Origin of the sequence: Pigmentiphaga kullae (genome assembly GCF_004216695.1) — a bacterium.
In the GTDB taxonomy this organism is placed as follows: domain Bacteria; phylum Pseudomonadota; class Gammaproteobacteria; order Burkholderiales; family Burkholderiaceae_B; genus Pigmentiphaga; species Pigmentiphaga kullae.
The window spans coordinates 1505366-1526814 of sequence record NZ_SGXC01000002.1 but is presented as its reverse complement, the minus strand read 5'-3'; the positions used below and the strand labels follow the sequence as shown (position 1 = coordinate 1526814).

Annotated in this window: 11 protein-coding genes; 9 read left to right on the top strand and 2 right to left on the bottom strand. The window is 69.5% G+C overall.

The annotated features are described in order from the left end of the window. Window positions 1-19: 19 nt before the first annotated feature. The 7 genes from treS (at window position 20) to EV675_RS21510 (ending at window position 15637) form a co-directional block, all read left to right on the top strand. On the top strand, window positions 20-3394 hold the full coding sequence (treS, locus tag EV675_RS21540; protein WP_130359622.1) for a maltose alpha-D-glucosyltransferase: 3375 nt from the start codon (window positions 20-22) through the stop codon (window positions 3392-3394). Then, window positions 3375-5570, top strand: coding sequence for a 1,4-alpha-glucan branching protein GlgB (glgB, locus tag EV675_RS21535; RefSeq protein ID WP_130359620.1), 2196 nt, complete (start codon window positions 3375-3377; stop codon window positions 5568-5570). The genes treS and glgB overlap by 20 nt, the downstream gene beginning before the upstream one ends. Next, on the top strand, window positions 5570-7660 hold the full coding sequence (gene glgX / locus EV675_RS21530; protein ID WP_130360296.1) for a glycogen debranching protein GlgX: 2091 nt from the start codon (window positions 5570-5572) through the stop codon (window positions 7658-7660). The genes glgB and glgX overlap by 1 nt, the downstream gene beginning before the upstream one ends. After that, window positions 7657-9447, top strand: coding sequence for a malto-oligosyltrehalose trehalohydrolase (gene treZ / locus EV675_RS21525; protein ID WP_130359618.1), 1791 nt, complete (start codon window positions 7657-7659; stop codon window positions 9445-9447). Before glgX ends, treZ begins: the two co-directional genes overlap by 4 nt. Next, window positions 9444-11564 carry a 4-alpha-glucanotransferase gene (gene malQ / locus EV675_RS21520; RefSeq protein WP_130359616.1) on the top strand — a complete coding sequence of 707 codons (2121 nt, stop codon included), beginning with the start codon at window positions 9444-9446 and terminating at the stop codon, window positions 11562-11564. Before treZ ends, malQ begins: the two co-directional genes overlap by 4 nt. Beyond that, window positions 11561-14239: a malto-oligosyltrehalose synthase gene (treY, locus tag EV675_RS21515; RefSeq protein WP_130359614.1), complete on the top strand. Its 2679-nt coding sequence runs from the start codon at window positions 11561-11563 to the stop codon at window positions 14237-14239. Before malQ ends, treY begins: the two co-directional genes overlap by 4 nt. Window positions 14240-14338: 99 nt before the next feature. Further along, window positions 14339-15637: a solute carrier family 23 protein gene (locus EV675_RS21510; protein ID WP_130359612.1), complete on the top strand. Its 1299-nt coding sequence runs from the start codon at window positions 14339-14341 to the stop codon at window positions 15635-15637. Between the two features lie 70 nt (window positions 15638-15707). Here the strand turns inward: EV675_RS21510 and EV675_RS21505 are convergent, their stop codons facing one another. Next, window positions 15708-16121: a hypothetical protein gene (locus tag EV675_RS21505; protein WP_130359610.1), complete on the bottom strand. Its 414-nt coding sequence runs from the start codon at window positions 16119-16121 to the stop codon at window positions 15708-15710. A gap of 111 nt (window positions 16122-16232) precedes the next feature. Next, entirely contained in the window at window positions 16233-17801 is a 1569-nt protein-coding gene (locus EV675_RS21500) for a gamma-glutamyltransferase family protein (protein WP_130360294.1), read from the bottom strand. Window positions 17802-18120: 319 nt separating this feature from the next. Here EV675_RS21500 and gshA point away from each other — a divergent pair, with 319 nt between their 5' ends. Continuing rightward, the gene (gene gshA / locus EV675_RS21495) at window positions 18121-19704 is read left to right on the top strand and encodes a glutamate--cysteine ligase (protein ID WP_130359608.1); all 1584 of its coding nucleotides are present in this window, start codon (window positions 18121-18123) and stop codon (window positions 19702-19704) included. Between the two features lie 73 nt (window positions 19705-19777). Further along, window positions 19778-21442 carry a Na+/H+ antiporter gene (locus EV675_RS21490; RefSeq protein WP_130359606.1) on the top strand — a complete coding sequence of 555 codons (1665 nt, stop codon included), beginning with the start codon at window positions 19778-19780 and terminating at the stop codon, window positions 21440-21442. The last annotated feature ends 7 nt before the right edge of the window (window positions 21443-21449 follow it).

Here is a 21449-nt window from a genome sequence, read left to right as displayed (position 1 = left end):
CATCGGCAGGCGAGGACGCATGAACAACAAGCGCGAGACATCCGTGAATGCCGTCAACCGGGGCGATCCGCTCTGGTACAAGGACGCGGTCATCTACCAGTTGCACATCAAGTCCTTCTTCGATGCCAACAACGATGGCATCGGGGATTTCGCCGGACTGCTGGCCAAGCTCGACTACATCGCGCAACTGGGCGTGGACACGATCTGGCTGTTGCCGTTCTATCCCTCGCCCCGGCGCGACGACGGCTACGACATCGCCGAGTACCGGGGCGTGCATCCGGACTACGGGGAATTGGCCGACGTGCGGCGTTTCATCGCCGCGGCCCACGAGCGCGGCATGCGCGTGATCACCGAACTGGTGGTCAATCACACGTCGGACCAGCATCCATGGTTCCAGCGCGCACGCCACGCCAAGCCGGGATCGGCCGCGCGCAATTTCTACGTATGGTCCGACAACGACCAGGCCTACGCCGGCACGCGCATCATCTTCATCGATACCGAGAAATCGAACTGGACCTGGGACCCGGTGGCGGGCGCCTATTTCTGGCACCGTTTCTATTCCCACCAGCCCGATCTGAACTATGACAATCCGCGCGTGCTCAAGGCCATCCTGAGCGTGATGCATTTCTGGCTGGACCTGGGGGTGGACGGGCTGCGCCTGGACGCCGTGCCCTATCTGGTCGAGCGCGAGGGCACCAACAACGAGAACCTGCCCGAGACCCACGCCATCCTGAAGCGCATCCGGCAGGACCTGGAGGCCTCCTACGACGACCGCATGCTGCTGGCCGAGGCCAACCAATGGCCCGAGGACGCGCAGGAATACTTCGGACAGGGCGACGAGTGCCACATGTCCTTCCACTTCCCGCTGATGCCGCGCATGTACATGGCCATCGCCAGGGAGGACCGCTTTCCCATCACCGACATCATGCAGCAGACGCCGGACATACCCGGCAATTGCCAGTGGGCGATCTTCCTGCGCAACCACGACGAACTGACGCTGGAGATGGTGACCAGCAGCGAGCGCGACTACCTGTGGGAGGTGTATGCCGCCGACCGGCGGGCGCGGCTCAACCTGGGCATACGCCGCCGGCTCGCGCCGTTGATGGAGCGCGACCGGCGCCGCATCGAGCTGATGCACAGCCTGCTGCTGACCATGCCGGGCACGCCCGTCATCTATTACGGCGACGAGATCGGCATGGGCGACAACATCCACCTGGGCGACCGCGACGGCGTGCGCACGCCCATGCAATGGTCGCCCGACCGCAACGGCGGTTTCTCGCGCGCCGACCCCGAGCGCCTGGTGCTGCCGCCGCTCATGGGCAACCTGTACGGCTACGAGGCGGTCAACGTCGAGGCCCAGTCCGGCGATGCCCACTCGCTGCTGAACTGGATGCGCCGCATGCTGGGCAAGCGGCGCCAGTATCGCGTGTTCGGGCGCGGCAGCCTGCGCTTTCTGTATCCGGGCAACCGCAAGATCCTGGCGTATCTGCGCGAGCACGAGGAAACCACCATCCTGTGCGTGGCCAACCTGTCGCACACGCCCCAGGCGGTGGAACTGGACCTGGCGGAGTTCGACGGCCGGGTGCCGGTCGAGCTGACGGGGGGCACGGCGTTCCCCGCCGTCGGCCGCCTGACCTACCTGCTGACCTTGCCGCCCTATGGCTTCTACTGGTTCGAACTGAGCGCCTCGGCGACGCCGCCGAACTGGCATCTGGCCACCGCCGACCAGTTGCGCGAGTTCCGGACCCTGGTGCTGCGCGGCAAGACGGGCTATGACCTGACGGCCGAATCGCGCCGCACGCTGGAACACGACGTGCTGCCGGAATACCTGGCGCTGCGGCGCTGGTTCGCCTCGAAGCACGAGCGCATCGTCTCGGGCCGTGTGGTCTACGGCGTGCGGCTGCCCGCCGGGGACGAACTGTATCTGACGGAAATCGAGGCCGACCTGGGCGAGCGGCGCGAACGCTACGTCGTGCCGCTGGGGCTGATCTGGGAGGAAACCCTGCCGCAGTTGCAGCAGCAGCTGGCCCTGGCGCGTGTGCGGCGCGGGCCCATGGTGGGCATGGTGACCGATGCCTTCAGCCTGCAGAGTTTCGCCGTCGCGGTGTTCGACAGCCTGCGCAACGGCATCGAGCTGGATTCGCGCATCGCCGCCTCCGATGGCGGGAGCGCCCGCATCCGGTTCCTGCCTGAACCCGGCCTGGAATCGGTGGCGGTCGATGCCGACACGCCCATCCAGTGGTTGTCGGCCGAGCAGTCCAACAGTTCGCTGGTGGCCGGGACCGCGGCCGTGCTGAAGATCGTGCGCCGGGTCACGGCGGGCACGCATCCTGAAAGCGAGATGACGCGGCACCTGACGAAGCTGGGTTTTCGCAACACGGCGGCGCTGCTGGGAGAAGTGGTGCGGGTGGACGAGGACGGTACGCCACACACGCTGATGCTGGCCCAGCAATACGTGGACAACCAGGGCGATGCATGGAACTGGACGCTGGAGTACCTGCACCGGACCCTGGACGATGCCGCGCTGACCGCCGAGAGCGCCGAGGACTATGGCCAGGAATTGCGCGGCTACGCCACGCTGGCCGCGGCCGTGGGCCGGCGGCTGGGCGAACTGCACGCCGCGCTGGCGCTGCCTTCGAACGACCCAGCCTTCGCGCCGGTCGAGGCCTCGCGCGACGACGTCGCGCGCTGGGTCGACGATACGCGGCAAAGCCTGGACCAGGCGCTGGCCATTCTCGCCACGCGCAAGGACTGGGGCGAGCTGGCGGCCGACACCGCGCTGCTGCTGGACAACCGCGGCCTGCTCGAGGCCGCCATCGACCGGCTGGGCCGGTCCGTCAGGAACGCCTGGCTGACCCGGGTGCACGGGGACTTCCACCTGGGGCAGGTGCTGGTGGCGCAGAACGATGCCTACATCATCGACTTCGAGGGCGAGCCGGCGCGCACCATGGACGAGCGGCGGCGCAAGCGCAATCCGCTGCGCGACGTGGCGGGCCTGCTGCGCTCGTTCGACTACGCCTCGGCGGTGGTGGCGCGGGCGCCGGATGCCACGGTGCCGGCCGCCGGCGCCAACCCCATCGCCGGTCCGTCCGTCGACGCCGTGGCGCAGCGCCGCGACGTCCTGCTCGAACGGTTCCGCGTCGAAGCCTCGGGCGCGTTCCTGGAGGCTTATCGCGAGGCCGCGGCCTCGGCCCCGCGGCCCTGGGTGGACAGCAAGGACGAGGAAGCGCTGCTGGCGCTGTTCCTGATCGAGAAGGCGGCCTACGAGGTGAGCTACGAAGCGGCCAACCGGCCGGCGTGGATAGGGGTGCCGCTGCGTGGCCTGGTCACGCTGGCGGGCCGTATCGAACCGGCCATACGGAGGGAAGAGGACCTTGACGGACAACAGCCGTGACGGCGGGATCGGGCCCGCGGATATCGACGCACTGACGGCGGGCAGGCATGCCGACCCTTTTTCGGTGCTGGGGCCGCAGCGACGCGACGGCCGGCTGTGGCTGCGCGCCTTTCTGCCCGGTGCCGCGACCGTGCAGGCCGTCTCGGACACGGGGGAGGTCGTGGATCTGAAGCCGCTGCGCGCCGGGGTGTTCGAGGCCCGGGCCGAGCCCGGCTTCCTGTCCGGCCGCCCGGGCTACCGGCTGCGCATCCAGTGGCCCGGCGCGTTCCAGGAAACCGAGGACCCCTACGCCTTCGGCCTCATCCTGGGCGATGAGGATCTTGCGCGGCTGGCGCGAGGCGGCCACGACGGCCTCGCGGCCTGCCTGGGCGCGCATTGCACCGCGATGGATGGCGTGCCGGGCGTGCGCTTCGCGGTGTGGGCGCCCAATGCCCGCCGGGTATCGGTGGTTGGCAGCTTCAACGCCTGGGACGGCCGCCGCCACCCCATGCGCCTGCGCCATGCCGCGGGCGTATGGGAGCTGTTCGTGCCCCGCCTGTCGCATGGCGAGTCCTACAAGTACGAACTGCTGGGGCCCGATGGCGGATTGCTGCCGCAGAAAGCCGATCCCTGCGCCTTCCAGGCCGAACCGGCGCCGGGCTCGGCATCGGTGATCGCCGATCCCGAGCCCTACGCATGGACGGACCAGGCCTGGATGGCCAGCCGCGCGGCGCGCCACGCGGCCGATGCGCCCATCTCGGTCTACGAGGTGCATGCCGGTTCCTGGCTCAGGAAAGAGGACGGCGGGACCTGGAGCTGGCACGAACTGGCCGACCGCCTGATTCCCTACGTGACCGGGATGGGCTTCACGCATCTCGAACTGCTGCCCATCATGGAATATCCCTTCGGCGGCTCGTGGGGCTACCAGCCGCTGGGCATGTTCGCACCCACGGCGCGCCATGGCTCGCCGCGCGATTTCGCCGCGTTCATCGACCGCTGCCACGCGGCGGGCCTGGGCGTGATCCTGGACTGGGTGCCCGCGCATTTCCCCACCGATCCCCATGGGCTGGCGCATTTCGACGGCACGGCGCTGTACGAATACCAGGACCCGCGCGAAGGCTTCCACCAGGACTGGAACACCAACATCTACAACCTGGGCCGCAACGAGGTCTGCAACTTCATGCGGGCCAGCGCGCTGCACTGGCTGGACCGCTATCACGTGGACGGGTTGCGGGTGGATGCGGTCGCCTCCATGCTGTATCGGGACTACAGCCGCCGCGCCGGGGAGTGGGTGCCGAATATCCACGGCGGAAGGGAGAACCTGGAGGCCATCGCGTTCCTGCGCGATCTGAACGGCAGCGTGCGGCGCCTTTTCCCCGATGCGATGATGATCGCCGAGGAATCCACCGCCTGGCCGGGCGTGACCGCGCCGCCGGAAGCGGGCGGGCTGGGATTCCACTACAAGTGGAACATGGGCTGGATGCACGACACGCTGCGCTACATGGAGCGGGATCCCGTCCACCGGCACTATCACCACCACGACCTGACCTTCGGCATGGTGTATGCCTATTCGGAGCAATTCGTGCTGCCGCTCTCGCACGACGAGGTGGTCCACGGCAAGGGCTCGCTGATCGGCAAGATGCCGGGCGACCGCTGGCAGCGTTTTGCCAACCTGCGTGCCTATTTCGGGGTCATGTGGAGCCATCCCGGCAGGAAGCTGTTGTTCATGGGCGGGGAACTGGCCCAGGAACGCGAGTGGAACCACGACGCGCAACTGGCCTGGGACTCCCTGGCCGATCCGCTGCATGCCGGCGTGCAGCGGCTGGTGGGCGACCTGAACCGGACTTACGCCGGCACGCCCGCGCTGCATCGGCTGGACGGCGATCCGGCGGGATTCCGCTGGGTGATCGGGGACGACGACCGCAACAGCGTGTTCGCCTACCTGCGCATGGACGGAGAACGCTGCGTGCTGGCGGTGTGCAACATGACGCCGGTCCCGCGCGGCGACTACCGGCTGGGTGTGCCGCGGGGCGGGCGCTGGCGCGAGATCGTCAATACCGACGCGGCCGACTACGGCGGCTCGGGCGTGGGCAACGCCGGCGCGGTCCAGGCACGGCAGCAGGGCGCGCACGGCCTGACCCATTCGCTGGTGCTGACGCTGCCGCCGCTGGCCACCTTGCTGCTCGAACCCGAATGATCATGGGCGCCATCGCCGACCGACTGCTGCCCGGCCGCCCGTACCCCCTGGGGGCGCACTGCGACGGGATGGGCGTGAACTTCGCCGTGTTCTCGGCGCACGCGCACCGTATCGACCTGTGTCTGTTCGACGAATCGGGGCGCAAGGAAATCGCGCGCATGGCGTTGCCCGAATGCACCGACGAAGTCTGGCACGGCTACCTGCCGCGCGCCGGTCCCGGACAGGTCTACGGCTACCGGGCCTTCGGGCCGTACGAACCGCAGCATGGCCACCGTTTCAATCCGCACAAGCTGCTGATCGATCCGTATGCGCGCAAGCTGGCCGGCTCGCTGCGCTGGACCGACGCGCTGAACGGCTTCCGGCGCGAGGAACGCGGCATGGACCGCCGCGACAGCGCCGCCGCGGTACCCAAGTGCGTGGTCGTGGACGATGCCTTCGACTGGCACGGCGACCAGCGGCCGGAATGGCCGTGGGGCCAGACGGTGATCTACGAGGCCCACGTGCGGGGGATGTCGATCTCGCGCGAGGACATGCGGCCCATCGAGCGGGGGACCTTCCGCGCGCTGACCGATCCCGCGCTGATCGACCACCTGCTGTCGCTGGGCGTGACCTCGCTCGAACTGCTGCCCATCCATGCCCACGTCAACGACCGTTTCCTGGTCGAACGCGGCCTGCGCAACTACTGGGGCTACAGCAGTCTGTCCTTTTTCGCTCCCGAACCCTGCTACCTGTCGCGCAACGAGCTGCACGAGATCCGGACCGCCGTGCGCAACCTGCACGCGGCCGGCATCGAGGTGATCCTGGACGTCGTCTACAACCATACCTGCGAGGCCGGCGAGACCGGGCCGACGCTGTCGTGGCGCGGGCTGGACAATGCCAGCTACTACCGGCTGGTGCCGGGCGACGAGCGCCACTACATCAACGACACGGGCTGCGGCAATACGCTGAACCTGTCGCATCCACGGGTGGTGCAGATGGTCATGGATTCGCTGCGCTACTGGGCCGAGGCCTTCCGCGTGGACGGCTTTCGCTTCGACCTGGGCGTGACATTGGGCCGCGAGGCCGGCGGCTTCGATCCCGGGGCGGGCTTTTTCGACGCGCTGCTGCAGGATCCGCTGCTCTCCAGGCTCAAGCTGATTTCCGAACCCTGGGACATCGGACCCGACGGCTATCACGTCGGCCACCACCCGCCGGGATTCGCCGAATGGAACGACCGCTTCCGCGACACCGTGCGCCGCTTCTGGCGCGGCGACGAGGGCGTGCGCCCGGAACTGGCCACGCGGCTGGCGGGCTCGGGCGACCTGTTCAACCGTCGCCATCGCCGCACCTGGGCCTCGGTGAATTTCGTCACCGCGCACGACGGCTTCACGCTGGCGGACCTGGTCAGCTATGCGCACAAGCACAACGAGGCCAATGGCGAGGAGGGGCGCGACGGCAGCAACGAGAACCTGAGCAGCAACTGGGGCGTCGAGGGGCCGACCCTGGACCCGGACGTACTCGCGACGCGGGCCGCGGCGGCACGGGCCATGCTGGCGACCTTGTTCTGTTCGCACGGAACCCCCATGCTGCTGGGCGGCGACGAGTTCGGGCGCACCCAGTTCGGCAACAACAACGCCTATTGCCAGGACAACGAGATATCGTGGTTCGATTGGCGCCTGGCCGCCTCGGACGAGGGCCGGGCGATGACCGCCTTCGTCGCGCGGCTGGCCGCGCTGCGGCACGAGTATCCATCGCTGCGCAGCGAACGCTACCTGGCGGACTATCACTTCGTCGAGGAAGGGCTGGCCGAGATCGGCTGGTTCGACGAGCAGGGGGAGCGGGTCGGCAGCGAGGCATGGAACGACCCGTACCGGCGCGCGCTGGTACTGCGCCGGGCCGCCCGGCACGATGGCCGCGTCGAGGTCACGCTGCTGCTGGTCAACGGCCATGACCATGCCGTCCCGTTTTCCCTGCCGGCGCCCGTCGTGCGCTGGCGCATGCTGGTCGACAGCAGCCGGCCGGAGGCGCCCGAGGCCGAAATGGTGGAGGTGTCGCTGGAGCTGGCGCCGCGCAGCGTGGTGTTGCTGGGTTGCAGGATGAACGTGCCATGAAGAAGGCTCCGCTGGCCGAGAAGTTCGGCGCACGCCTGCTGGGAACGGACCGCACCCGCTTTCGCCTGTGGGCGCCGGGGCAGCAGGCGGTGTCGGTGGAACTGGATCCCGGCACCGCGCAAGCGTCCCTGGTCCCCATGTCGGCCAGGCGGGAAGGCTGGTTCGAGGCCGAGGTGGCGCGCGGCGCCGGCACGCGCTACCGGTATCGCCTGGCGGACGGCACCTCGGTCCCGGATCCCGCCTCGCGCATGCAGGATGGCGACGTGCACGACGCCAGCGTGGTGGTCGATCCGGCCGCCTACCGGTGGCGCAACACGCGCTGGCGGGGCCGGCCCTGGAGCGAGGCGGTCATCTACGAGCTGCACGTGGGCGCCATGGGAGGCTTCGACGGCGTGCGCGGCCATCTGCCGCGCCTGGCCGAGCTGGGCGTGACCGCCATCGAACTGATGCCCATCGCCGATTTTCCCGGCGACCGGAACTGGGGCTACGACGGCGTGCTGCCCTATGCGCCGGACCGCGCCTACGGCACGCCCGAGTCGCTCAAGACCTTGATCGACGAAGCCCACGGCCTGGGACTCATGGTGTTCCTGGACGTGGTCTACAACCACTTCGGTCCCGACGGCAACTACCTGCATGCCTGCGCGCCGTCCTTCTTCCGCGACGACGTGCACACGCCGTGGGGGCCGGCCATCGACTTTCGCCGCAAGCCGGTGCGGGAGTTTTTCACCGGCAACGCGGCGTACTGGCTGCACGAATACCGCTTCGACGGCCTGCGGTTCGATGCGGTGCATGCGATCGCCGAGCAGGATTGGCTGGAGGAGATGGCGCACGCCATCCGGCAGGCGACCGACCGCCAGCGCCACGTGCACCTGGTCATCGAACACGACGGCAACGCCGTGTCGCTGCTGGAACACGAGTTCGACGCGCAGTGGAACGACGACGGCCACCACGTCCTGCACCGGCTGCTGACGGGCGAGAACCAGGGCTACTACCGCGACTACGACGACCGGCCGGCGGCGCGGCTGGCGCGCTGCCTGGCCGAGGGCTTCGTCTACCAGGGCGAGGCATCGGCCCATCGAGGCGGCCGGCACCGGGGCCGGCCATCGGCCCACCTGCCGCCCACCAGTTTCGTATTGTTCCTCCAGAACCACGACCAGATCGGCAACCGGGCGCTGGGCGAGCGCCTGCGGACCCTGGTGGGCGCGCGCACGCAGGCCCTGCGCGCGGCGGTGGCACTGGTGCTGCTGGCTCCCCAGATCCCGTTGATCTTCATGGGCGAGGAGTACGGCGTGAAAACGCCGTTCCTGTATTTCACCTGCCATGGGCCGGAACTGGCCGGAGCGGTGCGGGAAGGGCGGCGCAAGGAGTTCGAGAGCTTCCCCGCCTTCGCCGACGAGGCCGCGCGGGCCGCCATTCCGGATCCGAACGAGGCATCGACCTTCGAGGCATCCCGGCACGGCCTGTTCCGCGAGACGGGGGATTGGTACGCGTACTATCGGGCGCTGCTGCGCTGTCGCCGCGAAGCGCTGATGCCCAGCCTGGATGCGACGCGATCCCTGTGGGCGCGCGCGCTGGGCGACAGTGGCGTGGAGGCGCGCTGGAGCCTGGGCGACGGACGCGCACTGGCGATCGCCGCCAATTTCGGCGACGACGCGGTGGCGGCGACGACGCCCGGCGCAACCTTCGCCCTGCTGTTCGAGAGCCGCCCGGGGCTGGCACGCGGCTTGCGGCAGGGTGTGCTCGATCCCATGTGTACCCTTGCCTGGACGGAGGCGCAGATTTCATGAGCGGAGCCGATCACGACCTCGAACGGCTGGCCGGCGCGGCCGGCGTGGCCGTGCGCTGGCGCGATGCCATGGGCCGCGAACAGGCCGTGGCGCCGGAGGTGCTGCGCACGCTGCTGGCCGAACTGGGGTTCGAGGTGGACACGCCCGCGTGCGTCGCCGATTGCCTGGCGCAGCTTGCGCGCGAAGGCGCGCAAGGACTGCCCGCGTTGAAGACCGCGTTGCCCGGCGAGCCCATCGAACTGCCATGGGCCGGCGACATGGACGAGTTGCCTTTCCAGTTGCTGTGGGAGGATGGGGGGCGGATGAGCGGCATCGCCCGGCGCGGCGCCAGCGGCGCGCTGGTCCTGCCGGGCGTGGACCGGCCGGGCTACCACACCCTGCAATTGGGCACGGCCTCGTGCACGCTGGCCGTTGCGCCCGACCGCTGCTTCGCCATCGACGATGCGCTGCATGGCGCGCCGGTCCGCCTCTGGTCGCTGGGGGTCCAGCTTTACGGCCTGCGCCGCGACGCCGAGGCATCGGTTGCCGCGGGCAGCGCGGGGTTCGGCGACTTCACCGCGTTGCGCCTGTTGGCCGAACAGGCGGCCGCGCGGGGCGCCGCCGCCGTGGCCGTGAGCCCGGTGCATGCGATGTTCAGCGCCGATCCGGCGCGCTACAGCCCCTATGCTCCTTCCAGCAGGCTGTTCCTGAACGTGCTGTACGCCGATCCGGCCGCCTTGTTCGGGCCGCAGGCGCTGGCCGCCGTCTCGGCGCAAGGATTGGGCGACGAGCTGTCGCGGCTGGCGGGGCTGCCCCTGATCGACTGGCCCGCCGCCGCCCAGGCCAAGCTGGCCGTGCTGCGGGCCTTGTTCGACGGTTTTCCGCGCAATGCGCCGCCGCGCGTCCACGAGGATTTCCTGGCCTTCGAGCGGGAAGGCGGCGAGCCGCTGCGCTCGCACGCGCGCTTCGAGGCCATCCACGCCTGGCGCGCGGCACAGACACAGGATCGGTCGGGCTGGCGGCATTGGCCCGCGGCCTTTCGTTCGCCCGCCAGTCCGGAGGTCGCGCGCTTTGCCGCGCAGCACGGGCGCGAGGTGAGCTTCCACGTCTTTCTCCAATGGCTGGCCGCGCGCGGACTGGGAGACGTCCAGGCCGCCGCCCGCCGGGCCGGCATGCCGGTCGGCCTGATCTCGGACCTGGCGGTCGGCACGGATCCTTCCGGCAGCCATGCCTGGGCCCGGCAGGAGGAAGTGCTGGCCGGGCTGTCGCCCGGCGCGCCGCCGGACATCTTCAATCCCCATGGCCAGGCCTGGGGACTGACGGCATTCTCGCCGCGCGCGCTGGCCGCCAATGGCTATCGCGCGTTCATCGAACTCCTGCGGGCCAGCCTGGCGCACGCCGGCGGCGTGCGCATCGACCATGCCCTGGGCCTGGCGCGCATGTGGCTCGTGCCGGAGGGGGCCTCGCCGGCGGAAGGGGCCTACGTGCGCTACCCCTTCCGGGACATGATGAGGCTGATCGCGCTGGAGTCGTGGCGCCATCGCGCCATCGTGATCGGCGAGAACCTGGGCACCGTGCCCGAGGGCTTCAACGAGCAGATCGCGCGCGCCGGCATGCTGGGCATGGACGTGCTGTGGTTCACCCGGGAAGGGGGCTGGCCGGGCGCGCCGTTCAAGGCGCCCGGCGACTGGTCGCGGCAGGCGCTGGCCACCACCACCACACACGACCTGCCGACGGTGACGGGATGGTGGCGCGGCACCGACATCCATTGGCGCGCGGAACTGGGCCTGCTGGCCGACGGCCGCGACAGCGAGACCGAAGAAGCGGAGCGCGGACAGGGCCGCGCCCGGCTGTGGGAGGACCTGGGCCGCGCCGGCCTGGTGGATCCGGGCGGGCCGGTTCCGCCGGACGCGCCGGTGACCGCGGTGCTCGACTTCGTGGCGCGGACGCCGGCGCCGCTGCTGGTCGTGCCGCTGGAGGACATGCTCGGTCTCGAGGAACAGCCCAATCTGCCGGGCACCATCGATACCCATCCCAACTGGCGCCGCCGCATGCCGCTGCCGGTGGAGTCGCTGTTCGAGGAACCCGGCGCGGCCGGCCGCGCCGCCTTGCTGGCCAGGACCAGGGGGCGGCCATGAACGCAGCCGCGGCCTCCACGCGGGCGGGCATCGTCGCCCCCACCGTGCCGCGCGCCACGGCGCGCCTGCAGTTCCATGCCGGCTTTCCTTTCGAGGCCGCGGCCGCGCAGGTCGATTATTTCCACGCGCTCGGCGTCAGCCACCTGTACGCCTCGCCGGTCACGCGCGCGCGGCCGGGTTCCATGCACGGCTACGACACCGTGGACTATGGCTGCGTGAGTCCGGAACTGGGCGGCGAGGACGGTTTGCGCGAGCTGGTGGCACGGCTGCGCGGGCACGGCATGGGGCTGATCGTGGACATCGTTCCCAATCACATGGGCGTGGGGCGGGACAACGCCTGGTGGTGGAGCGTGCTCAAGCTCGGGCGGGCCAGCCCCTATGCCGAATTCTTCGACATCGACTGGGAGCCCGCCGACCCGGCGCTTTGCGGCAAGGTGCTGGCTCCCTTCCTGGGCGACCAGTACGGCCAGGTCCTGGCCAGCGGTCACCTGTCGGTGCAGCCCGACGAGGAAACGGGCGAACCCGTCATCGCCTATTTCGACGCGCGCTTCCCGGTCACCCCCGACTGCGCGGCCGACATCGCGGCCCGGCCGCTCGACGCCTACGATGCCGCGCGTCCCGAGGGCAGGGCGCGCCTGCATGCGCTGCTCGAGCGCCAGCACTACCGGCTGGCGTGGTGGCGCACGGCGGCCGAGGAAATCAACTGGCGGCGCTTCTTCGAGGTCAGCGACCTGATAGGCGTACGCGCGGAAAGGGAGGACACGCGCGCGGCCATCCATGCGCTGCCGTTCCGCCTGTACGCCGAAGGCCTGATCGATGGCGTACGCGTCGACCACATCGACGGCCTGGCCGATCCCGAGGCCTATTGCCGCTACCTGCGCGAGAATCTGGCCGCCCTCGACGCCGACAGGCCGCCGGGCTGCCCGCGCGACGCGCCCTACATCGTGGTCGAGAAGATCCTGGCCGCCGACGAGCCGCTGCCCGCGAGCTGGCGCGTGCACGGAACCACCGGCTACGACTTCATGAACGACGCCGGCGCGCTGCTGCACCATCCGGCAGGCGAAGCCCGGCTGACGGCGCAATGGGAGGCCGTCTCGGGCGAGGCTCGCGGCTTTCGCGCGCTGGTGCTGGATGTGCGGCGCCGGCTGCTCGCGCAAAGCTTCGCGGGCGAGTGCGACGCGCTGGTCCGGATACTGCACCGCATCGCGCGCGCCGATCTCGCCACCCGTGACTGGGGCGCGCCGGCCATCCGCCGGGTGCTGACCGAGCTGTTGGTGCATTTCCCCGTGTACCGGACCTACGTGGGGGGAGAGACGCCGCTGGCCGCCGACGAGGTGGCCATGGGCATCGCCTGCAAAGGGGCGCGGCAGGCCCTGCGGCGGGCCGACCATGGGCTGCTGGAATTGCTGGCGCAATGGCTGGGGCAGGTCCCGGATGCGCCGGCCACGCCGGCGCTGCGGGCCTGGCGCAGGGAGGCCGTGCGCCGCTTCCAGCAACTGACGGCGCCGCTGGCGGCCAAGTCCGTGGAGGACACCGGGTTCTATCGCTACGGACGGCTGCTGTCGCGCAACGAGGTCGGCTCCGATCCCGGCGTGTTCTCGCTGGATGCCGAGAGCTTCCACCGCAAGGTGCTGGCGCGGGCCGCCCGTTTCCCCGACGCGATGCTGGCCACCGCCACCCATGATCACAAGCGCGGCGAGGATGCCCGGGCGCGCCTGGCCGTACTGAGCGAGTTGGGCGACGAGTGGCTGCGGCTGGTGGACGCCTGGATGCGTCGCCACGAGGACGTCAAGGCGCGCGAAGGGCCGCGTCCCGCGCGGGCGGACGAATACATGCTGTATCAGACGTTGTTCGGCGCCTGGCCCCTGGATCTGGCCGTCGTGGACGAGGCGGGCATCGCCGCGCTGGCGGACCGGGTGGGGGAGTGGCAGACGAAGTCCCTGCGCGAGGCCAAGCTGCGTTCCAGCTGGGTGGCGCCCGCCGATGCCTACGAACAGGCCTGCGACGCCTTCCTGCGCGCCGTGCTCGATCCCCGCCGCAACGGCCGCAGCCTGCTGGAACTGTCGGCCTTCGTGGCGCGCGCCGGCGCGGCGGGCGCGCTGAACAGCCTGGCCCAGACCTTGTTGCGGCTCACCACGCCGGGCGTGCCCGATCTCTACCAGGGCACGGAGTTCTGGGATTTCAGCCTGGTCGATCCGGACAACCGCCGGCCGGTGGACTACGGCCGCCGCCGCGCCGCGCTCAAGGACGATGCCGACGCCGCCGCGGCGGTGGCGGGGTGGCGCGACGGCCATATCAAATTCCGGCTGATCCGGCGCGCCCTGGCGCTGCGCCAGCGGGATCCGGACCTGTTCCGGCGCGGCGACTACCTGCCGCTGGCGGCCCACGGCGACGCGCAGGATGCCGTGCTGGCCTTTGCCCGCCGGCACGACGGCCGCTACGCCGTGGTCGTCGTGCCGCTGCATGCCTCGGCACTGGTGCTGGCCTCCGGTCCCTCGCCGGTTCCCCACGTGCCGTCCCGGGCCTGGGGCGACACGTTCATCGACCTGTCCGGCCTTGCCCGCGACGGCTCCCTGCGCAACGCCCTGGACGGCCGTTCCTGCGCCGTGGCCGACGGAACGGTACGCGTGGCCGACGCACTGGCCGTCTTCCCCGTCGCCCTGATGCACGCCTGATCCAGCGTTGGCCGCCGACCACCCGCCAGGCCGGGGGAACCTCTACACTTGCGCTGCTCCATGTGGGCAAAAACCAAAATAAAGCGAGGGAGTGTATCTATGGCGGGTTCTTACTTTCCGGCCTGGCGCGAACAGCCAGGCAGCCTGGAGGCGGGGCGCGTCATCGCGCCCGACGAGCGTCTGCCCTGGCCGCAGATGCTGGCCATGGGCGTGCAGCACGTGGTCGCGATGTTCGGCTCCACGGTGCTCGCGCCGCTCTTGATGGGCTTCGATCCCAACCTGGCGATCTTCATGTCGGGCATCGGCACGCTGCTGTTCTTCCTGGTGGTCGGGGGCAGGGTGCCCAGCTACCTGGGATCCAGCTTCGCCTTCATCGGGTTGGTGATCGCGGTGACCGGGTACGGGGGTTCCGGGCTGAATGGCAACATCGCCGTGGCGCTGGGCGGCATCATCGCCTGCGGCGTCGTCTACGCGCTGATCGGGCTGGTGGTGATGGCCTCCGGTTCGGGCTGGATCGAGCGCTTCATGCCGCCGGTGGTCACGGGCGCGGTGGTGGCCGTCATCGGCCTGAACCTGGCGCCGATCGCGGTCAAGGGCGTCACCGCCAATACCTTCGACGCCTGGATGGCGTTGGCCACGGTGCTGTGCGTGGGCGTCGTCGCGGTCTTCACGCGCGGCATGCTGCAGCGCCTGCTGATCCTGGCCGGCCTGCTGCTCGCCTACGTGCTCTACGCGTTGCTGACCAACGGCATGGGGCTGGGCAAGCCCATCGATTTCACGCCGGTCGCGCAGGCCGCGTGGTTCGGGCTGCCCAACTTCACGGCGCCGGTGTTCAAGCTGGACGCCATGATCCTGATCGCGCCGGTGGCGGTGATCCTGGTGGCCGAGAACCTGGGCCACCTGAAGGCGGTCAGCGCCATGACGGGCTACAACATGGACCGCTACGTGGGCCGCGCCTTCGTCGGCGACGGCGTGGCGACCATGCTCTCGGGCAGCGTGGGGGGCACCGGCCTGACCACCTATGCCGAGAACATCGGCGTCATGGCGGTCACCCGCATCTACTCGACGCTGGTGTTCGTAATCGCCGCGCTGATCGCCGTCCTGCTGGGATTCTCGCCCAAGTTCGGCGCGGTCATCCAGACCATTCCCGGGCCGGTGCTGGGTGGCGTCTCCATCGTGGTGTTCGGCCTGATCGCCGTCGCCGGCGCGCGGATCTGGGTCGAGAACCGGGTCGACTTCTCCGACAACCGCAACCTCATCGTGGCCGCGGTCACGCTGGTGCTGGGCACGGGCGATTTCACCCTGCATTTCGGCGGCTTCGCGCTGGGGGGCATCGGCACCGCCACTTTCGGCGCCATCCTGCTCAACGCCTTGCTGGCGGGGACGCGCAAGCGCTGAACGCCAACGCGGCCGGCACGCGCAAGGCGTGCCGGCCGCGCCGGTTCCCATCGGGCAATGGCAGGCGCCGTCACGAGGCCGGAAGGCGTGCCTCCCAGCGGCCGCCCTGCTGGTAGAACTCGTAGCGATGGGTGCCTTCGCGGCGATTGCCCTTGACGTCGGCGCTGGTCGTGACGTCGCAGGTCACGCTCTGGGCGCTCGACGCGCTGCAATTGTCCAGGGCCTTGACCTCCAGCGAGCGCGTCATGCTGGTCGCCGAGGGGCCGTCAAAGCCCTGCTGGTTGTTCATGGACTGGATTTCCCTTTGCATGGCGTTCTGCAAGGCCTGGGTGGCCTGGTCCCGCGTCGGGGCCTGCTGGGCGTAGGCCGCGGCGCAGCAGCCGGCCAGCCCGATGGCCAGGACGAAGTGTTTCACCCCGGGGCGGCCCCGGGAAGAAATGCGGCCCCCGTGGAGGGGCTGCACCGCGTAATCGGTAGGCTTCATCGCGTGCTCCTCGTAGATCGAAAACACCACGCCTTTCAATCTAGTCGGCTTCGCGGCCACGCTGTGTAAGGTTTTACGTGGAATCTTGTCCGTTGGTAATCGGCCCCGCCTCTACCATGACGCCACGGAGCCGTCGCTGCGCGGGTCGGCGCCGCCCTCCAGCGTGCCGTCGGCATGCCGCAGGATGGCGCCGGCATGGCCCATGGTCTCGTCGTAGGGTCGCAGCATCTCGACCTCGTGCCCGCGCGCCCGCAGGGCTTCGGCGGTGGCGGCGTCGAAGCGCGATTCCAGCTTCAGCGTGTCCGACGACTGGCCCCAGGTACGGCCGAGCAGCCAGCGGGGCGCGTCCACCGCAGCCTGGGGATTCATGCCGAAGTGCACGATGCGGGTGAAGACGGCGCTTTGCGACTGCGGCTGGCCGTCGCCGCCCATGTTGCCGTAGACCAGCGTGCGGCCGTCGGCCAGGTGGGCCATGGCCGGGTTCAGCGTATGGAAGGGCTTGCGGCCGGGCATCAGCGGATTGCGCGCACGCGGGTCGAGCGAGAAGCTGCAGCCCCGGTTCTGCCAGTTGATGCCCGATCCGGACAGCACGACGCCGCTGCCGAACTCGTGGTAGATGCTCTGGATGAAGCTGACCGCGACGCCCTGGGCATCGACCGCGCCCATCCATATCGTGTCGGCCGGCCCCTTGCCCTTGCCCCAGGGGGCGGCCCGCTGCGTGGAGATCCGGGCGGCCATGGCGTCCAGCTCCCCGGGAGCCAGCAGCGACTGGGGATCGACGTCCATGTGCGCCGGATCGGTGATGTGGGCGTCGCGTACGCCGAAGGCCAGCTTGGTCGCCTCGACGCAGAGGTGGACGTAGTCCGCGCCGGCGGGGTCCAGTTCACGGGGCAGGCGGCGGTCAAGCTGGCCCAGGATCAGCAGCGACACCAGGCCCTGGGTGGGCGGCGGCACGTTGTAGACCTTGCCCAGGCTGTGTTCCAGTACCAGCGCCGTCTTCCAGACGGGCTGGTGCGCGGCCAGGTCGGCCGCGGCCAGCGGGCTGCCCACGGCGGCCAGGTCGCGGGCGATGGTCTCGGCCAGCGCGCCCCGGTAGAAATCGTCCAGGCCGCTGCGCGCCAGGTGTTCCAGGGTATCGGCCAGCCGGGGCTGGCGGAACGGCGAGCCCGTGGCCGGGGCCAGCCCGCCGGGAAGAAAGGTATCGGCGAATCCGGGTATGGACGACAGCTCCTCGCGCTTGGCGTGGGTGCAGGCGGCCTGGCTGGCGGTGACCGGCATGCCGTGGCGGGCGTAGTCGACGGCATCGGCCAGGAGGCGCGACAACGGCAGGCGGCCGCCGAGTTCGCGGCGCGACCATTCGTAGGCGGCGTTCCAGCCCGACACCGTGCCGGCCACGGTATTGGCCGCCAGCCCGCCGCGGAACGGGATCGCATCCAGGCCGCGGTCGCGGTACGAGGCGATGTCCGCGGCGGCGGCGGCCGCGCCGCAGGCTTCCAGCGCCAGCGGCGGCTGGCCCGGGCGGCTGATCAGCCAGAATCCGTCTCCGCCGATGCTGTTCATGTGCGGATACACCACCGCGATGGTGGCGGCCGCGGCGATCATGGCCTCGACGGCATTGCCGCCCTCGCGCATGACGGCCAGCGCGCTTTGCGAGGCCAGCGCGTGGGGGGCGACGGCCATGGCGCGGCTGCCGCGCACGGGATTGGGGCTGAACGAGAGCGGCATCGACGCATTCCGTAGGCTGTGGAAAGCGTGATTGTGGCCCAGACCGCGGGCGCGCGGGGCATTTTTCCCGGCCCGGCGGGCGGATTGCCGCCGGAGTATGCTTGGCTGGGACGAGTCCAGAAAAGAACGCAAGCCCGTAAGGGAATTCCAGGAGCATCCGGCCCGACACCTATAATGTGCCGCCCTGCCGCGCAGGCGCGTGGGCGGCAATTGGGATATAAACACGCCCATGCCGGCCACGGCCCCGCGAGGCCGCACGAATTCAAGGACATCCGTGAGTGATCTGCTAGACCGCCGCCTGGCGTTGCTGGACCAGCCCGCGCATCGCGCCGTGCTGGCCCGCAGGCTTCATGGCATAGAACGAGAAAGCCTGCGGGTCGATCCCCAGGGACACCTGGCGATGACCCCGCATCCGGCCGCCCTGGGCGCGGCGCTGACGCACCCCAGCATCACCACGGATTATTCGGAAGCCCTGATCGAGCTGATCACGGGCACCCATGCCAGCCACGAGTCGCTGCTGGGAGAACTGCACGACATCCACCGTTTCGTCTACGGCCAACTGGACGGCGAACTGCTGTGGAGCCAGTCCATGCCGTGCGGGCTGCCGCCCGAGAAGGACATTCCCATCGCGTGGTTCGGGACGTCCAACATCGGCATGCTCAAGCACGTGTACCGGCGCGGCCTGGCCTATCGCTACGGCAAGGCCATGCAGTGCATCGCCGGCATTCACTTCAATTTCTCGTTCTCCGAGGAGCTCTGGCCGCTGCTGGCCGAGGCCGGCGAGCCCGCCGGCATCTCGGACAAGGACCGCCAGTCGGCCCGCTACGTCGGGCTGATACGCAACTTCAACCGCTATAGCTGGCTGCTGATGTACCTGTTCGGCGCCTCGCCCGCGCTGGCGGTCGATTTCCTGCAGGGCAGGCCGCACCGGCTCGAACAGCTGGACGAGCAGACGCTGTACCTGCCCCATGCCACCAGCCTGCGCATGAGCGACCTGGGTTACCAGAACAAGGCCCAGGCCGGCCTGAAGCCCTGCTACAACGATCTGTCGACCTACGTCGCACGCCTGTACGAAGCGGTCAGCACGCCCTGGCCCGAGTACGAGAAGATCGGCACGGTGCGCGACGGCGAATGGGTGCAGCTCAACACCAACGTGCTGCAGATCGAGAACGAATACTATTCGAGCATCCGGCCCAAGCGCGTCGCGCGCAGCGGCGAGCGGCCCCTGCGCGCGCTGGCCGAACGCGGCGTGCAGTACGTCGAGGTGCGCTGCATGGATATCGATCCGTTCCTGCCCGTGGGCATGGACGAGACCACCAGCCGCTTCCTGGACGCCTTCCTGCTGTATTGCACGCTGCAGGAAAGCCCGCTGTTCGGCGACGGCGGACACTGCCGGCTCAGCGCCAACAACTTCCTGACCGTGGTCAAGCAGGGCCGCCAGCCCGGCCTGACCCTGAACCGCGAGGGCAGCGAGATCGGCCTGCGCGCATGGGCCGGCGAATTGCTCGATCGCATCGCCGCCTGTGCCGACCTGCTCGATCGGGTCCATGGCGAGACCGGCTATGCCGCCTCGGTGGCGGCGCAGCGCGCCAAGGTCGAGGCGCCCGAGCTGACGCCGTCGGCCCGCGTGCTCGAAGCGCTGCGCGACAGCGGCATGACGTTCCAGGCCTTCATGCTGGAAACCAGCCGCCGGCATGCCGAGCACTTCCGCGCCCAGCCCTGCGCCGGCGAGGAACTGGCCCGCTTCCGTGCCTTGGCCGAGCAGTCCCTGGCCGAACAGCGCGAGCTGGAACGCGTGCAGACCGGCGATTTCGGCGAATTCGTGGCGGCCTACCAGGCCGGCCTGCTGGGCAAGTAGCCGCGCAGGGGCCGGAGCCGCTCCGGTTTGGTGGTAGGCTTGACGACGGTTTTCCTCGCCAGGCCGCGTTTCCATGCAAATCGTCTTCACCGTACTGATGCTGCTGCTGGCAGTGGCGATGTCGGGAGTGGTGTCCAGGCTTTCTCCGGTACGGCTGCCGCTGCCCCTGTTCCAGATCGCCATCGGCGCGCTGTTGGCGGCGCCGGCCTTCGGCCTGAAGGTGAGGTTCGATCCCGAACTGTTCCTGTTGCTGTTCATTCCGCCGCTGCTGTTCGTCGATGGCTGGCGCATTCCCAAGCGCCAGCTGTATCAATTGCGCGGCCCCATTCTCGCCCTGGCGCTGGGCCTGGTGATCTTCACTGTGGTCGGCGTGGGTTATTTCATTCACTGGCTGATACCCGCGATCTCGCTGCCTGTCGCCTTCGCGCTGGGGGCGGTGCTGTCCCCCACCGACGCGGTGGCGGTATCGGCCATCGTCGGCAAGAACCGGCTGCCCACCAAGCTGCAGCACGTGCTGGAAGGCGAAAGCCTGATGAACGATGCGTCGGGCCTGGTGGCCTTCAAATTCGCGATCGCGGCGATCCTGACCGGCTCGTTCTCGCTGTGGCAGGCCAGCCTGAGTTTCCTCGTCATCGCCCTGGGCGGCCTGGCCGTGGGGGGCGCCCTGGCATGGCTGCTGAGCCTGGGCCGCAGGATGGTGGCGCGCTGGACCGACGACGAACCGGCCATCCAGGTCGTGCTGCTGATGCTGACTCCGTTCGCGGCCTACCTGGTGGCCGAGCATTTCGGCGTGTCGGGCATCCTGTCCGCCGTCGCGGCGGGCATTGCCATGACCTATACCGAATCCGGCCAGGGCTCGTCGGCCATGCGGCTGCAAAGCAACAGCGTCTGGTCCATGCTGGAATTCGTGTTCAACGGCATGACCTTCATCCTGTTGGGGCTGCAACTGCCCAGCGTCATCGGGCTGGCCCACGCCGACGCGAGAGAGGCGGGCAACGTGCCGGTGTGGCACCTGTTCGCCTATGTGGTGGCGATCACGGTGGCGCTGATCGCGCTGCGGTTCCTGTGGGTGTGGGTCACCTACCACTTGAAGAGTTTCCGTATGCTGTTGCAGGGCTCGCCGGTGCGGCGGGTCAACACCTGGGTGATCCTGACCACCTCGCTGTCCGGGGTGCGCGGCTCGATCACGATGGCCGGCGTGTTGACGGTGCCGCTGGAAATCTCCACCGGGGTGCCGTTCCCCGGCCGCGACCTGCTGATCTTCCTGGCGACGGGCGTGATCCTGTGTTCGCTGCTGCTGGGCAGCTCGTTGCTGCCGCTGGTGCTGCCCAGGGTCCCGACCCCGGTCGAGACCCTGAAGGAAAAGGAAGAACGCGAGGCGCGGCTGCGCCTGGCGCAGGCCGCGCAAACCGGCCTGGAACAGGCACAGGTCCGCATGGACAGGGAACTGACCGACGACGACGCCAAGGCCATGCTGGCCGACATCGCCGCCATGCTGGCCCAGATCTACCGCAACCGCATCGATGCCGAGAGCGACACGGCCGAGATCGCCCTGCGGGCCAACCAGCATCGCAATTTCGAACGCGACCTGCGCATGGCCGCGATCTACGCCCAACGCACCGAGCTGTACCGGCTGCGCGATGCGCGCCTGATCGACGACGACGTGTTTGCCGTCCTGCTGCGCGACGTGGACATGGCCGAGAACTGGCTGTCCGGGACGCTGGTCAGCAAGCACTGAGCGGCGG